This is a genomic window from Planotetraspora kaengkrachanensis (genome assembly GCF_016862895.1).
In the GTDB taxonomy this organism is placed as follows: domain Bacteria; phylum Actinomycetota; class Actinomycetes; order Streptosporangiales; family Streptosporangiaceae; genus Planotetraspora; species Planotetraspora kaengkrachanensis.
The window spans coordinates 228,949-243,444 of record NZ_BONV01000001.1 but is presented as its reverse complement, the minus strand read 5'-3'; the positions used below and the strand labels follow the sequence as shown (position 1 = coordinate 243,444).

Here is a 14,496-nt window from a genome sequence, read left to right as displayed (position 1 = left end):
CGTGGCAAGCAGCGCCGCATATGCCGAGGGCATCACCAACCCGTCGATCGACTCGCTGCTCGACATCGTCGACAGCAAGTACAGCCTGGTGATCATGGGCGCGAAGCGGGCGCGCCAGATCAACGCGTACTACTCGCAGCTCGGTGAGGGCCTGCTCGAGTACGTCGGGCCACTCGTGGAGACCCACGCGCAGGAGAAGCCGCTGTCCATCGCGCTCCGCGAGGTCAGCGATGGTCTGCTCACCTCCGAGCCCATCGAGGGCTGAGTCCGCTCACGGCGCTCGCTCCGCTCGCGCGGTCCCGGGCGCCTCTGAGCAGGCGTGGTCCTGAGAGATCCGCATGAGCTCGATCGTTCTGGGCGTCAGCGCCGGCATCGCGGTCTACAAGTCCTGCGAGCTGCTGCGCCTGTTCACGGAGTCCGGCCACGACGTGCGCGTCGTGCCCACCCGTGACGCCCTGAGGTTCGTCGGCGAGCCCACCTGGGCCGCGCTGTCCGGCAACCCGGTGACGACCGACGTGTGGGAGTCGGTCCACGAGGTGCCGCACGTCCGCATCGGGCAGAGCGCAGACCTCGTGGTGGTCGCGCCCGCCACGGCGGACATCCTGGCGCGGGCCGCGAACGGCCTGGCGAACGATCTGCTCACCAACACGCTTCTGACCGCCCGCTGTCCGGTTGTCTTCGCTCCGGCGATGCACACGGAGATGTGGGAGCACCCCGCAACCCGCGCCAACGTCGCCACATTGCGCGGGCGCGGCGCGATCGTGATCGAGCCCGCCGTCGGCAGGCTCACCGGAGCCGACACCGGCCCCGGCCGCCTGCCCGATCCGGCGGAGATCTTCGAGGTCTGCCGGCGGGTCATGTCCGGCCGAGGCCTCGACCTGGCCGGCCGGCACGTCGTCGTCTCCGCCGGGGGCACCCGCGAGGCCATCGACCCGGTCCGGTTCATCGGCAACCGCTCCTCCGGGCTCCAGGGATACGCGCTCGCCCGTACGGCCGTCGCGCGCGGAGCCGAGGTCACGCTCGTGTCGGCCAACGTCGGGCTGCCCGACCCGGCGGGAGCCAAGGTGGTCAGGGTCGACTCCGCCCGGCGGCTGCGTGAGGCCGTCCTGTCGGCGGCGGGCCACGCGGACGCCGTCGTGATGGCCGCCGCGGTGGCCGACTTCCGGCCCGTACGGCAGAGCGACACGAAGATCAAGAAATCCTCGGGGGAGCCCGAGCCCGTCCACCTGACGAAGAACCCGGACGTGCTGGCTGAGCTCGGCGAGATCCGCAGGGCGGCCGGCCACCCCCGGGTGCTCGTGGGGTTCGCCGCCGAGACGGACGACGTCCTCGCCAACGGGCGGGCCAAGCTCGAGCGCAAGGGCTGCGACCTGCTCGTGGTCAACCAGGTGGGGGAGAACCTCGCGTTCGGCACCCCGGACAACGCCGCCGTCGTCCTGTCCGCGGACGGCGAGTCCGTGGAGATTCCCAGGGGTCCCAAAGAGGATCTCGCGGACGTAGTCTGGGATCTGGTGGTGGCGCGCCTCTCCTGACAGACCCCTGGCGGGATCCGGCCCGTTTCCGGGACGGTTCCATCCGCCGTCACGGGAGTCGTCCCGGCCTGCCGCGACCGGCCGTTACATGGTGCTGGCGCGAGGGAGCGATGGCCATGCCGGTGTCCGCCTCGATCAGGGAGCGCTGTCGGACCTACCTGCGCCCCGGCGACGAGATCCGCTACGTGTTCCCCGTCGTGTCGCTGCCCCCGCCGCTCACGGCCTCTTTCCTCGTCGTCGTGACCGATCGGTCGGTGACGCTGCTGTCGACCACGATGTTCGGCCGCGACGAGCCGTCGGGCGTGTGGGCGACCTATCCGCGCCGGACCAGGCTGGGGCCGATCGTCTCCCGCGGCGGCCCCACGATCGAGTTCGGTGGGATGACGTTCGAGGTCGACGACGAGTACGCCGCGGTCGTCGCGGCGGCGGACGCCGAGGCCTTCACCCCCGGTGACCTGCCCCGGGACCCGCTGCCCGAGCTGTGAGACCCTGGCCGGCCCCCGGCGGGGCCCGTGCCGCGGCGCCCGGAATCTGGACGGTTTCGCGGCGCCGTGCCCCGTAAGGCTAGACTCGCCTCTGCATTGGAGCGGCCGCGATGGTGCGACCATCGTGGCCGATTCCGAACGTCAGCAGCCGCTGCATGAGGAGCCACTGAGTTGTCCCGTCGCCTGTTCACCTCCGAGTCGGTTACCGAGGGCCACCCGGACAAGATCGCCGACCAGATCAGTGACGCGATTCTCGACGCCATGCTCAAGGACGACCCGAAGAGCCGGGTCGCCGTCGAGACGCTGATCACGACCGGCCAGGTCCACGTCGCCGGCGAGGTGACGACGGAGACCTACATCGACATCCCCGCCCTGATCCGCGAGAAGATCCTCGAGATCGGGTACGACGCGTCCCACAAGGGCTTCGACGGCGCCTCCTGTGGCGTCTCGGTGTCCATCGGCGCCCAGTCGCCCGACATCGCCCAGGGCGTCGACGACGCCTACGAGCACCGTGAGGGCGAGGGCCTCGACGACTTCGACCGCCAGGGCGCGGGCGACCAGGGCCTCATGTTCGGCTACGCGTGCCGTGAGACGCCCGAGCTCATGCCGCTGCCGATCACGCTGGCCCACAAGATGGCCCGGCGCCTGTCCGAGGTCCGCAAGAACGGCACCGTGCCCTACCTGCGCCCGGACGGCAAGACCCAGGTCACGATCGAGTACGACGGCGACCGTCCCGTCCGCCTGGACACCGTGGTCGTCTCCACGCAGCACGCGCCGGAGATCGACCTGCGGGAGATGCTGACCCCGGACATCCGCGAGCACGTCGTGGAGCCGGTCCTGGCCGACCTGGACATCGAGACCGAGGGGTACCGCCTCCTGGTCAACCCGACCGGCCGCTTCGAGATCGGCGGCCCGATGGGCGACGCCGGCCTCACCGGCCGCAAGATCATCATCGACACCTACGGCGGCATGGCCCGCCACGGCGGCGGCGCCTTCTCCGGCAAGGACCCGTCGAAGGTGGACCGCTCGGCCGCCTACGCCATGCGCTGGGTCGCCAAGAACGTCGTCGCGGCCGAGCTCGCCGACCGCTGCGAGGTCCAGGTGGCGTACGCCATCGGCAAGGCCAAGCCGGTGGGCCTGTTCATCGAGACGTTCGGCACCGAGAAGGTCCCGGTCGAGACGATCCAGGACGCCGTCCTCCAGGTGTTCGACCTGCGCCCGGCCGCGATCATCCGCGCGCTGGACCTGCTCCGCCCGATCTACGCGGAGACCGCCGCCTACGGCCACTTCGGCCGCGAGGGCGTCTCCTGGGAGTCGACCGACCGCGCGGAGGCCCTCCGCAAGGCCGCCGGCCTCTGACGATCGGCAAGCGGTCCGCCGGCTGACGTTGGCCCGCGCCGACCGGCGTCGCAGTGGCGCCGACACCGACAGTCGGCACTGAACCGCGCTGTCGGCTGGTATCGACTACGTGAAACGGCGCCCGCTCCGTGCGGGCGCCGTTTCGTGTTTCGCCGGGAAGGACCGTTCCGCAGGGGCACGTCCGGCGAGGGGCCGTGGAACCGGTCACCCGCCGGCAGCGTCACCGGCAGCGTCATCGGCCTGCCGGGACGGGACGCTAGGCGAGGACGTTGATGGCTCTGGCGATCACCAGCGCCACCACGATCAGTGACGTCGCCGACTGGACGAGCATCACCATCTTGGCCCAGCGCGACAGCGGCATCACGTCCGTGGGGCTGAACGCGGTGGCGTTCGTGAACGCGAGGTAGAAGTAGTCGGCGAAGGTCGGCCGCCAGTCAGGCGGGGCCACCTCGTGCTGGGTCATCTGCGGGAACAGGAAGTCGGGGTAGCGGCAGCGGGCCTTGGACCTGGCGACCGGCCCGCCCCGGTCGAGCTCCCAGTACCACAACGCGAAGAGCAGGACGTTGATGATCCAGACCCCGGCACCCGTCGCGAGCAGCCTGGCGGCGTCGTGCTCGTGGCCTCCGACCAGCCTGACGACCTCACGGACGAGGATCCAGGCGTTGGCCGCACTGATGACGCCGATCAAGGCGATGCTGGACGCCCGCAGGAAGCGGCTCTCCCGGGTGAAGCTCACCGGGTTGGCGACGATGAGGCCGACGAGCAGGGCGGACTCGAGCGCGGGCATGAGCCACAGGGGGCTGACGTCGAGCGTCGTCCGGAGCAGCACATGGATGACGATCACGACGATGACCGCGGCGGCGGCCGTCCAACGGCCCTCCGCCTCGGTCTCCCGCAGCCAAACCGGAAGTCTGTTCTCGCTGTTCATGACACCGTCAGCCCGTAGCCGTGCGTCCCGCGTCGGCGTGGTCTGGTAGGACGTAGACGTGACCGAGCCGACCAGCGAACCCTATCCCCAGGAGGCGCTCCTTCCCGATCCGAGGAAGGCCTCCCGGCGCACCCGGGAGAAGGGGACGAAGCAGGCCGCGGAGGAGTCGCCGGTCGCGCGGGTCGCGATCGACTCCCCGCTGCCTCACCTGGACCGGCCCTTCGACTACCTGGTGCCCGCGGAACTGGCCGCGGACGCCGTGCCCGGCTGCCGGGTGCGGGTGCGCTTCTCCGGCCAGCTGACCGACGGATTCATCCTCGAACGGGCTGAGCGAAGCGACCACAAGGGCAGGCTGTCGTTCCTCGATCGCGTGATCTCGCCCGAGCCGGTCCTGACGTCCGAGATCGCGTGCCTCGCCAGAGCGGTCGCCGACCGCTACGCCGGGACGATGTCCGACGTCCTGCGCCTGGCCGTACCGCCCCGCCACGCCCGGGTGGAGGCGGAGCCGCGCGCGGAGGCCGCGGCCGGGGAGACGGGCCCACAGGGGCCTGACGGCCACGAGCAGGCCGGTGAGAGGGCCTGGGCGGCCTATGCGGCCGGGCACTCGTTCCTGACCGCTCTCGCGGCCGGACGGGCCCCGCGCGCCGTCTGGTCCGCGCTCCCGGGAACGGACGCGGAGGGACCGGCGTGGCCGGCGGCCGTCGCCGCCGCGGTGCGCGTCACCCTGGCGAGCGGGCGCGGCGTGGTGGTGGTCGTGCCGGACGGCAAGGACGTCGCCGTGGCCGAGCGGGCGCTCGCCGGCATTCCGCACGTCGCGATCACCGCGGACCTCGGCCCGGCCGAACGTTACCGCCGCTGGCTCAAGCCGTTGCGGGGCGAGGTCGGCACCGTGGTCGGCACCCGCGCAGCCGCGTTCGCCCCCGTCGAACGCCTGGGGCTCGTCGTCATCTGGGACGACGGCGACGACGTGCACGCGGAACGGCTGGCGCCGTACCCGCACGCCCGTGAGGTGCTTGCACTGCGCGCTCATCGCGCGGAGGCCGCCATGCTGATCGGCGGTTACGCGCGGACGGCCGAGGCCACCCAGCTCGTCGCGACGGGGTGGGCGGCGCCGCTCACGCCGCGGCGCGAGGAGGTCAGGGCGCGGGCGCCCAGGATCCGTCCCACCGGGGACGACGCAGAGCTCTCCCGCGACGAGGCGGCGCGCGCGGCCCGGCTCCCCAACCTGGCGTGGCGGACCCTCAAACAGGGGCTGGAGAGCGGCCCGGTGCTCGTCCAGGTTCCGCGACGGGGCTACCTGCCCGCGCTCGCCTGCCGCCAGTGCCGCACCCCCGCCCGGTGCGGCGCGATCACCGGCGGCGCGCAGGACGGGCCGGTGTGCGGGGGGCCGCTCGCCCTGCGCAACGGCCATGCCATGCCGTACTGCCGGTGGTGCGGGCGGGTGGCGGGGGACTGGCGCTGCTCCGCCTGCGGCGGCGACCGGGTCCGTGCCGTCGTGGTCGGCGCCCGGCGCACCGCCGAGGAACTGGGCCGGGCGTTCCCCTCGGTCACGGTCAAGACCTCGGGCCGGGACGGCGTCCTGGCCACGGTCGGCGCGGCCCCCGCGCTGGTCGTCGCCACGCCGGGGGCCGAGCCGATGCCCGCGGACGGGTACGCGGCCGCCGTGCTGCTCGACGGGTGGGCCCTGCTCGGCCGGCCCGACCTTCGCGCGGGGGAGGAGGCGCTGCGGCGGTGGATGAACGCCGCGGCGCTCACGCGACCGGGAGCCGAGGTCGTCGTGCTGGCCGATTCCGCGGTACCGGCGGTGCAGGCGCTGCTGCGGTGGGATCCCGTCACCTTCTCCGAGCGCGAGCTCGCCGACCGAGCCGAGCTCGGGTTCCCGCCCGCGGTGCGGATGGCCACGCTGACCGGCACCCCCACGGCCGTCAGGGAGATGCTGGCCGACACCGAGCTGCCCGGGGGCGCGCAGGTCCTGGGCCCCGTGCCGGTCGACGGCGGCCTGGAGCGGGCCATGGTCAGGATTTCGCGCGATCGGGGATCGAAGCTGGCCAGGGCGCTCAAGGGGGCGGGCGGCGTCCGGTCCGCGCGCAAAGCGGCTGACGTGGTACGTGTGAACATCGATCCGCTGGACCTGATCTGACCGATTCGCGATGCTGTCAGTAACCCGTTAGCGTCTCCCTGTGTCGATCGAATGGGTGAACCTGGCCATCGAAGGCCTTCGCGCGTGGGGGCACGAGAAGGGCGTCGAGGTCGACGTCGACGAGGTGCGGTTGCTGTGCGACTACGCCAGCGACTACCTGGAGGTCGACGAGCTCGGCGACTTCCGCGCGGGCACGTTCGAGGAACTCCTGCTGGAGATCTATCCCCGTAAGGTGATCGCCCCGCCGGAGAGCGCGCCGGAGACCGTGGCGGCGGCGCGGACGCTGGTCGAGTTCCTGCTGGACACCGGTGAGATCGGCATCAAGTCGGCCGCCCGGATGCGCACCACGATCGACGCGATCGAGCCGGAGATGCCCCGCGCGCTGGCGGACACCACCAAGTTCGGCATGGCCAAGAGCATCTTCAGCGCGATCGGGGCCGACTCGCTCGACCTGGCGGACGGCGGGGCGGACCCGGCGCGGGACTCGCTCGACGAGGCCGCGGGAGAGGGGTTCGACCGCCCGGGCTACGCGCCGCTGCCGCCGGTACGGCTGGCGTCCCCGCAGGAGGTCGCGAGAGCCGTACGGGAGGTTCCGCTGCTCCAGGACGCCCACCGCGTCGCCGCCTGGATGGCCGACGAGGGGCGCACCACGACCGTGCGCAGGACGTTGCGGGTCAAGGACGCGCGGGAGCTGACCGAGCACGGCGTCGGCCGGCCTGCCCTCGCCTGGCGGCTCGCGCTCGACCTGGGACTGGCCCGGTTGGAGGGCACCGCCGTCTTTGCCGGGGAAGGGCTCCTGCCGCTCGGCTCCCTGCCCGACGACGAGGTCCTCACCCTCTGGACGGGCACGGTGGACTTCCTGGTCGAGGCGCCGACCGGCGTCACCGGCGTGGAGGTCGTCGACGAGGAGATCTATTCCATCCACGACCTGCTCTACCGGCTGCAGGCTCCGGTTCCCCTGGAGGCGATCCGCGACTACCTCGAGGAGGTCGCGGACGACCGTCCTGTCGACCAGCTGGAAAGGGCCTTCCATGACCTCGCACACGCGGGAACGGTCCAGTACGACGACGACGGCCTCACCCTGACCGCCCACGGGCTGTGGGGGCTCCGCGCGAGATACGAGGCGATGGGCGTGTCCGCGCCCATCGCGGCGGACCTGGCCGAGGGGGACGCGAGCGGTCTGATCGCCGGGCTGATCACCGACGGGCTCCCGACCGAGGTGGCGGAGCGGGACATCGTCGCGTGGTTGTCGAGGCGCACGCCCGAGGCGGCCGCGGCCGAGCTGCTCGTGGCGGTCGCGGGCGCGCCCGCCGAGGTCCGCGGCATCGCCGTAACGATCGTCGACCGGCTGGGGGAGGAGGCCGCCGGCGTGGTGCGCGCCAAGCTCGGCGACGCCGAGTTGCGGCCGCACGCGATCCACTGGCTGTCCGCGCGCGGGCTCGACGCTCCGGCCATGACCCAGGACGAGGTGTTGTGGCTCAGCGTCGACATGCTCGCGCTCGCCCTTCCCGCGGCCGAGGCCGATCCCGAGGGCTTCGCGGAGAACATCGCGGTGTCAGGTCCTCCCGCCCATCTGATCGACGACATGTGGCAGGTGGACCACCCTGACGTCGTCGAGGTCCTCGAGCTTCTCGGCAACACGCTTCCTGACAAAGCGGCAGCGAAAGCTGCCCGAAAGGCGGCGTTCAAGGCACGTTCGCGGGGCATCCGGTAACGCGTGTGGAGTAAGTTGCTGGAATGGCCGACAGCGACGTGCTCACCTTTCCGCCGGTCGAGCTCGCCCCCGATGCGGAGCTGACTCACGCGGTGCAGGCGATCCCCCTGGTACGGGACGCCCAACGCCTGGCCGCATGGACGGGAGTCCGTGAGGTCACGGAAGACGGCCTGCTGACCGCCGACGACGCGCGCGCCGCCGTCGCCGAGCTGGGCCTGGCCGCCGGACGGCTCCACCTGTTGTGGGTCGTGGCCGTGAACGGCCGGCTGATCGAGATCACCCGAGCGGGAGCCCGTCCAGGGCCCGGCGTCGCCGACCCCATGGAGTTCTGGGACGGCGTGGTGATGGACGTGCTCGACCGCACGGAAGAGGGCCTCACCGGCTCGGGCGTCGTCGACGAGCATCTCACCGAGATCCTGGCGACGATCTACTCGGTCCGCGACGGCATGCCGGTCTCGGCGCTGGCCACCGGCATCCTCCAGGCGCACGAGGTCGGCTGTGAGGCGCGCCAGGCGGAGCTCAAGCGGCTGCGGATGACGCTGCCCGGGGAGCTGACCGAGGCCATGCGGCTGCTGGAGTACTGCGGGCTGATCGAGGTGACCGGCGACCTCGTCAGGCTCACCCAGCCCGGCGTGTGGGCCGTGCGCCGAGACCTGCTCAGGGAGGGCCATGACGCGCCCTCGCTGCACGAGGTCGCCGGGTTCGCGGCGCTGACCGCCGCGGAGCTGGTCGACTCGATGCTGCAGGGCAAGGCGTCCGCGAGCGCGGCCACGCTGTGGCTGGAGCAGCGGATCCCCGAGGACGCCGCCCGCGAGCTGATCAAGATCGCGGCCTCCGGGAACGCCGCCCAGCGGGGCACGGCGGGGACCATCCTGGAGGAGCTCGGCCCGGAGGCGGAGCCCGCCGTCCGCGAGGCGCTCGACGAGCCCATGATGTCGCGCTACGCCGCGGCCTGGCTCGGCGTGCGGGACCTCGACGCGCCGGCGCTGGGGGAGGGCGACGGCGCCTGGGTGGCCGTGGACACCCTCGCCGCCCTGCTCTACATCACCGCTCCGGTCGACTCGATGACGCAGTACGACATCCTCGGCGAGGACCTGCTGTCGCTGATGCCCGCCATGGGGCGCAGCGACCATCCCGACGCGCTCGCCGTCCTGGAGATGCTCAGCGCGCACCACCCCGACCCCGTGATCGCCAAGGTGGCGAGGAAGACGGCGATGAAGGCCCGTTCGCGCCCGTAAACTGTGGAGATCCCGCAGAACACGACGTGAATGGAGTCCACCGTTGGCGATCCAGCCGATCCGCCTGTTCGGCGACCCGGTGCTGCGCACCCCGGCGGAGCCGGTGGTCGACTTCGACAAGGAGCTGCGCAAGCTCGTCAAGGACCTCACCGACACGATGATGGACGCGCCCGGCGCCGGGCTCGCCGCGCCGCAGATCGGTGTGGGCCTGCGGGTCTTCACCTACTACGTCGACGAGCAGCTGGGTCATCTGATCAATCCCGACCTCGACCTGTCCGACGAGCTCGACGAGGAGGGCGAGGAGGGGTGCCTGTCGTTCCCCGGGCTGGCCTTCCCGACGCCGCGCGCCATCCGGGCCGTGGCCAAGGGCGTCGACATGCACGGTGAGCCGATCACCCTCGAGGGCACCGACCTCATGGCCCGGTGCTTCCAGCACGAGACCGACCATCTCGACGGGGTGCTGTTCATCGACCGGATGGACGCCAAGCAGCGCAAGCTGGCGATGAAGGCCGTGCGCGAGGCGGAGTGGAGCGGCCTGTCGGCGCCCGCCGTGAAGCTGTCTCCGCACGCCACGCATGGGAAGGCCCTGTAGTGCGCCTGGTCTTCGCCGGCACGCCGGACACCTCGCTCGCCTCTCTGCGCGCCCTGCTGGACTCGCCCCGCCACGAGGTCGTGGCGGTCGTGACCCGTCCGGACGCGCAGTCGGGGCGGGGGCGGCAGCTCCATCCCAGCCCGGTGGCCCAGCTCGCCGAGGAGGCGGGCATCGAGGTCCTCAAGCCGGCGAAGGCCGGAGATCCGGCCTTCCTCGACCGCCTGCGTGAGATCGGCCCGGATTGTTGTCCCGTCGTCGCCTATGGAGCGCTGCTCCCGCAGGCCGCGCTGGACATCCCTGCTCATGGATGGATAAATCTGCACTTCTCCGTGCTGCCGGCATGGCGGGGAGCGGCCCCGGTCCAGCACGCCGTCCTGCACGGCGACGAGATCACGGGGGCGTCGACGTTCCAGATCGTGAAGGAACTCGACGCCGGGCCCGTCTTCGGCGTGGTGACCGAGGAGATCCGGCCGGACGACACCAGCGGCGACCTGCTCGCCCGGCTCGCGGAGTCGGGTGCCGGACTGCTCGTGGCGACGCTCGACGGCGTCGAGGACGGCGTCCTCGAGGCGCGGCCGCAGCCCGCGGACGGCGTGAGCATCGCGCCCAAGATCGACGTGGAGGACGGCAGGGTGGACTGGTCGGCGCCCGCCATGCGGGTGGACCGGCTCGTCCGCGCCTGCACACCGGCCCCCGGCGCGTGGACGGACTTCCGGGGCCAGCGCGTCAAGCTCGGCCCTGTACGGCTCGCGCCCGAGGCGGGCGAACTCGAGCCGGGGGAGATCGCCGCATCCAAGAAAGCCGTGCTCGTCGGGACGGGAACGCACCCGGTCGAGCTGGGCGACGTGCAGCCCCAGGGCAAGCGCGTCATGTCCTCGGCCGAATGGGCGCGCGGTGTCCGCGTCTCCGGCCAGGACCGGCTGGGCTGAGCGGCGATGAGCGGTCAGACGGGCGGCGGAGGAGCCGCCAGGGGCACGCAGGGCGCGTCGGGAGGCTCCCGGGGCCGTGGCGGAGGCTCTCAGGGGCGTGGAGGTTCTCAGGGACGCGGAGGCGGCGCTTCGGGAGGCCGTCGCCGGCCCCCGCGCCCGACGAGGGACGAGGCCCGCAACGCCGCCTACGACCTCATGCGGGCCGTCGACGAACGCGACGCGTACGCCAACCTGCTCATGCCCTCACTGCTGCGGCAGCGGCGGCTGGGCGGGCGCGACGCCGCACTCGCCACCGAGCTCGCCTACGGCACCCTGCGCGGCCTCGGCACCTACGACGAGATCATCGCGGCGTGCAGCGACCGTGCACCCGAGCACGTGGACCCGCCGTTGCTCGACGCCATCAGGCTCGGCGTCCACCAGCTGCTCAAGACCCGCATCCCCCCGCACGCCGCCGTGAGCGCCACCATCGACCTCGTGCGGCTCCGGGTCGGGACGGGGCCGTCCCGCTACGCCAACGCCGTGTTGCGCAAGGTCGCCGGACGGACGCTCGAGGAGTGGCTCGCGATCGTCGCCCCTCCGCGTGAGGAGGACCCCGTCGGTCACCTCTCGGTCGTCCACAGCCATCCGCGCTGGATCGTCGGCGCGCTCCGCGACGCGCTGGGAGGCGACGTCGACGACACGGCCCTGGCCTTGGCGGCGGACAACGACCGGCCGCGCGTCGCCCTGGTGGCCCGTCCCGGGCGCTGCTCCGTCGAGGAGCTCGTCGAGGCGGGAGGCGAGCGGGCCAGGTACTCGCCGTACGGCGTCTACCTGACCGAGGGCGACCCCGGTTCGCTGCGGGCGATCGGGGAGGCGCGCGCTGCCGTCCAGGACGAGGCGAGCCAGCTCGTGGCCCTCGCGCTCACGAGGGTGCCGCTCGACCGGGACGGCCGATGGCTCGACATGTGCGCGGGACCGGGCGGCAAGGCCGGGCTGCTGGACGCGCTCGCCGTACAGGGCGGGGGACACCTGCTGGCCGCGGACGCGCAGTATCACCGCGCCCGCCTGGTGTGGAGCACCACCAAGGACGCCGAGGTGGTGACCGCGGACGGGACCCGGCCGCCGTGGCGTCCCGGAGCCTTCGACCGGGTGATGCTCGACGCTCCCTGCACGGGGCTCGGCGCGCTGCGCAGGCGGCCGGAGGCCCGCTGGCGGCGAGACCCACGGAGCGTGCCCGAGCTGACGTCGCTGCAGCGCCGCCTGCTCGACTCCGCGCTCGAGTCGGTACGGCCCGGCGGAGTGGTCGCCTACGTCACCTGCTCGCCGCACCTCGCCGAGACGCGTGCGGTCGTGGACGGCGTCGCCGACCGGGTGGACATGCTGGACGCGCGGGAGTTCCTGCCCGAGGTCCCCGACCTGGGAGATGGGCCGTACGCGCAGTTCTGGCCGCACCGGCACGGGACCGACGCCATGTTCGTCGCGCTGATGCGCCGCAGGTGAGTCACTCCGGGATCACCCCGGAGTGCCGCCGGGCGCCGACGGTGCGCGACCCTCTCTCGCGAGCCACGCGATGAGGGCCAACACCGCCGCGGAGAACGCGGCGGCGACCGGCAGGGCCACCGCGGCCTGACCCCAGACGCCCTCCACGGCCACAAGAGGGAACAGCGCGATCACCGCTCTCCGCCCGGAGGGGGAGCGCAGCGCCGCGGTCGCCAGAACCGCCAGCAGCGAGAGGGGAAGCGCGAGGCCCGCCCCGGGAACGTACGTGCTCGCGACGAGCGTCGCCAGTGCCACCGCCGTCCAGGTGAGCAGTCTGCGCGTGCCCACCGGGGCAGGGCCCGGCGCCGGCGCCAGTGTGAGCGTCACCGCGACCAGGCAGGCGCGGAGCACCAGGAGCGAAGGCGTCAGCAGGTCGATGGGCGGGACGCCGTCGAACACGTTGAAGGGGAGCACGCCGAGGCCGGGATTCAGGGCGAGCCAGGTGTACAGCACCACCCAGGCCCAGGCGCACAGGGCCGCGGACCTCCTCCGCCCGAGCCAGGCGAGCAGGGCCATCAGCCCGTACGGCAGAGCCGTGATGAGCGACCGCAGCACGTCCTGCAGGGATGCGAATCCCCGGAGCGCCGCGTCGGCCGTCCCGGTGGCCCGCGTGAGTTCCATGAGCAGCAGGACGATCGGGCCGATGAGCGCCGCCAGGTTGAGCGCCTCGAGCCAGAGGTGTCGCGATTCCGGTCCCACCGCGTGACGCAGCCGGATGGACAGTCCGCCGCGCACCAGGTCGAACGCGTCACGCGCCGCGGGGCGGCGCTGCCCGGCGGCGGATCCCGCGAGGAGGACGGCGATCATCTCCTCTTCGTGCAGGGAGCGGTGGTCCTTCGGATACCACCTCAGTAACCTGCGATAACGCTGTTCGAGTGTTTTCACGTGACGCCTGCGGTCCTGGCGCGAAGGATGGGGGACCACACGCCGAGCGCGAGGCCGGGGCGGCGGCGCAGCCGCGCGGCGGCCGTCTCCACGTTGCGGCGCAGCCGCTCCGTCTCGACGGACAGGCGGCTCGCTCCTTCGGAGGTCAGCCGGTAGTAGCGCCGGGCGCGCCCGTCGACGACCTCCTCGCGGTCGGTCTCGATCAGGCCCTCGCCCTGGAGCCGGTCGAGCGCCGCGTAGAGCGTGCCGGCACGCAGCCGCACCCGATCGCCGGAGATCTCCAGGACGTCGGTGATGATGCCGTAACCGTGCTGGGGGCCGGCGGCCAGAGCCGTGAGGATCAGGAACGTGGGTTCCTGCATGGATCGATCCTTCATGTAGACGATATATACCGATGAGTTGAATGGAGTGCAAGGGGTGCGCCGGGTGGACGCTGAGCGCAGGCTGGGCGAAATAGACTGCTGGCACTATGGCCGTACAGATCTCGCCCAGCATCCTGTCCGCAGATTTCGCCCGCCTGGCCGACGAGGCCGCCCGGGTCGAGGGCGTCGCCGACTGGCTTCACGTGGACGTCATGGACTACCACTTCGTGCCCAACCTGACGTTGGGACTGCCCGTCGTCGAGGCCCTGTTGAAGGCGACCTCCACGCCGATCGACTGTCATCTGATGATCGACGACCCGGACCGGTGGGCGCCGGGCTACGCGGAGGCGGGCGCGGCGAGCGTCACCATCCACGCCGAGGCGGCCAAGGCGGCCGTGCGCACGCTTCGCGCGATCCGCGCGGCCGGGGCGCGCTCGGGGCTCGCGATCAACCCCGCGACGCCGGTCGACCCCTACGAGGACCTGCTGCCCGAGATCGACATGCTCCTGGTCATGACCGTCGAGCCGGGATTCGGCGGGCAGAGCTTCCTGGACATCATGCTCCCCAAGATCGCCAAGGCTCGCGGGCTCATCGCCAAGTACGGCGGCGAGGTCTGGCTCCAGGTGGACGGCGGCGTGTCCGCCGAGACCATCGAGCGTTGCGCCGACGCCGGAGCAGACGTGTTCGTGGCCGGTAACGCCGTCTACGGCGCCAAGGACCCGGCACAGGCCGTACGGGACCTGCGGGCACTGGCGGACAAGGACTGAGCCCGGCCTCCGGAGATGTGCCAGGCCGGCACGCCTCCGGGCTCGGG

The 14,496-nt window shown here is 72.3% G+C and carries 14 protein-coding genes; 11 read left to right on the top strand and 3 right to left on the bottom strand.

Going from position 1 to position 14,496, the window contains the following annotated elements; translation table 11 throughout:
* Nucleotide 1 precedes the first annotated feature (1 nt).
* The 4 genes from rpoZ to metK all read left to right on the top strand — a co-directional run bounded on the left by rpoZ (nt 2) and on the right by metK (nt 3,376).
* Complete coding sequence (gene rpoZ, locus Pka01_RS01085) at nt 2-265, top strand: DNA-directed RNA polymerase subunit omega (RefSeq protein ID WP_203880606.1); 264 nt, start codon at nt 2-4, stop codon at nt 263-265.
* Between the two features lie 73 nt (nt 266-338).
* On the top strand, nt 339-1,532 hold the full coding sequence (gene coaBC / locus Pka01_RS01080; RefSeq protein WP_203880605.1) for a bifunctional phosphopantothenoylcysteine decarboxylase/phosphopantothenate--cysteine ligase CoaBC: 1,194 nt from the start codon (nt 339-341) through the stop codon (nt 1,530-1,532).
* 116 nt (nt 1,533-1,648) lie between these two features.
* Nucleotides 1,649-2,017 carry a hypothetical protein gene (locus Pka01_RS01075; RefSeq protein ID WP_203880604.1) on the top strand — a complete coding sequence of 123 codons (369 nt, stop codon included), beginning with the start codon at nt 1,649-1,651 and terminating at the stop codon, nt 2,015-2,017.
* A 171-nt stretch (nt 2,018-2,188) separates the two neighbouring features.
* Nucleotides 2,189-3,376, top strand: coding sequence for a methionine adenosyltransferase (gene metK / locus Pka01_RS01070; RefSeq protein ID WP_203880603.1), 1,188 nt, complete (start codon nt 2,189-2,191; stop codon nt 3,374-3,376).
* A gap of 256 nt (nt 3,377-3,632) precedes the next feature.
* Here metK and Pka01_RS01065 read toward each other — a convergent pair whose 3' ends face one another.
* The gene (locus Pka01_RS01065) at nt 3,633-4,304 is read right to left on the bottom strand and encodes a hypothetical protein (protein ID WP_203880602.1); all 672 of its coding nucleotides are present in this window, start codon (nt 4,302-4,304) and stop codon (nt 3,633-3,635) included.
* Between the two features lie 58 nt (nt 4,305-4,362).
* Between Pka01_RS01065 and Pka01_RS01060 the strand changes: the two genes are divergently transcribed.
* Genes Pka01_RS01060 through Pka01_RS01035 form a run of 6 tightly spaced genes read left to right on the top strand, consistent with a single transcriptional unit; the run spans nt 4,363 to nt 12,396 of the window.
* Nucleotides 4,363-6,444: a primosomal protein N' gene (locus Pka01_RS01060; RefSeq protein ID WP_203880601.1), complete on the top strand. Its 2,082-nt coding sequence runs from the start codon at nt 4,363-4,365 to the stop codon at nt 6,442-6,444.
* A gap of 40 nt (nt 6,445-6,484) precedes the next feature.
* Nucleotides 6,485-8,158 carry a hypothetical protein gene (locus Pka01_RS01055; protein WP_239114615.1) on the top strand — a complete coding sequence of 558 codons (1,674 nt, stop codon included), beginning with the start codon at nt 6,485-6,487 and terminating at the stop codon, nt 8,156-8,158.
* Between the two features lie 23 nt (nt 8,159-8,181).
* Nucleotides 8,182-9,396, top strand: coding sequence for a hypothetical protein (locus Pka01_RS01050; RefSeq protein WP_203880600.1), 1,215 nt, complete (start codon nt 8,182-8,184; stop codon nt 9,394-9,396).
* A 43-nt stretch (nt 9,397-9,439) separates the two neighbouring features.
* Nucleotides 9,440-9,988 carry a peptide deformylase gene (gene def / locus Pka01_RS01045; protein ID WP_203880599.1) on the top strand — a complete coding sequence of 183 codons (549 nt, stop codon included), beginning with the start codon at nt 9,440-9,442 and terminating at the stop codon, nt 9,986-9,988.
* A complete protein-coding gene (gene fmt, locus Pka01_RS01040) occupies nt 9,988-10,917 on the top strand; it encodes a methionyl-tRNA formyltransferase (protein ID WP_203880598.1) in 930 nt (309 codons plus the stop codon). Before def ends, fmt begins: the two co-directional genes overlap by 1 nt.
* 6 nt (nt 10,918-10,923) lie before the next feature.
* The gene (locus Pka01_RS01035) at nt 10,924-12,396 is read left to right on the top strand and encodes an RsmB/NOP family class I SAM-dependent RNA methyltransferase (protein WP_203880597.1); all 1,473 of its coding nucleotides are present in this window, start codon (nt 10,924-10,926) and stop codon (nt 12,394-12,396) included.
* Nucleotides 12,397-12,408: 12 nt separating this feature from the next.
* On the opposite strand, the gene Pka01_RS01030 is transcribed toward Pka01_RS01035, so the two are convergent.
* Both Pka01_RS01030 and Pka01_RS01025 read right to left on the bottom strand, forming a co-directional pair.
* Nucleotides 12,409-13,320, bottom strand: coding sequence for a hypothetical protein (locus Pka01_RS01030; protein ID WP_203880596.1), 912 nt, complete (start codon nt 13,318-13,320; stop codon nt 12,409-12,411).
* Complete coding sequence (locus tag Pka01_RS01025; RefSeq protein WP_203880595.1) at nt 13,317-13,682, bottom strand: PadR family transcriptional regulator; 366 nt, start codon at nt 13,680-13,682, stop codon at nt 13,317-13,319. The genes Pka01_RS01030 and Pka01_RS01025 overlap by 4 nt, the downstream gene beginning before the upstream one ends.
* A 107-nt stretch (nt 13,683-13,789) precedes the next feature.
* Here Pka01_RS01025 and rpe point away from each other — a divergent pair, with 107 nt between their 5' ends.
* Nucleotides 13,790-14,449, top strand: a complete 660-nt coding sequence (rpe, locus tag Pka01_RS01020) for a ribulose-phosphate 3-epimerase (protein WP_203880594.1) — start codon at nt 13,790-13,792, stop codon at nt 14,447-14,449.
* Nucleotides 14,450-14,496 lie beyond the last annotated feature (47 nt).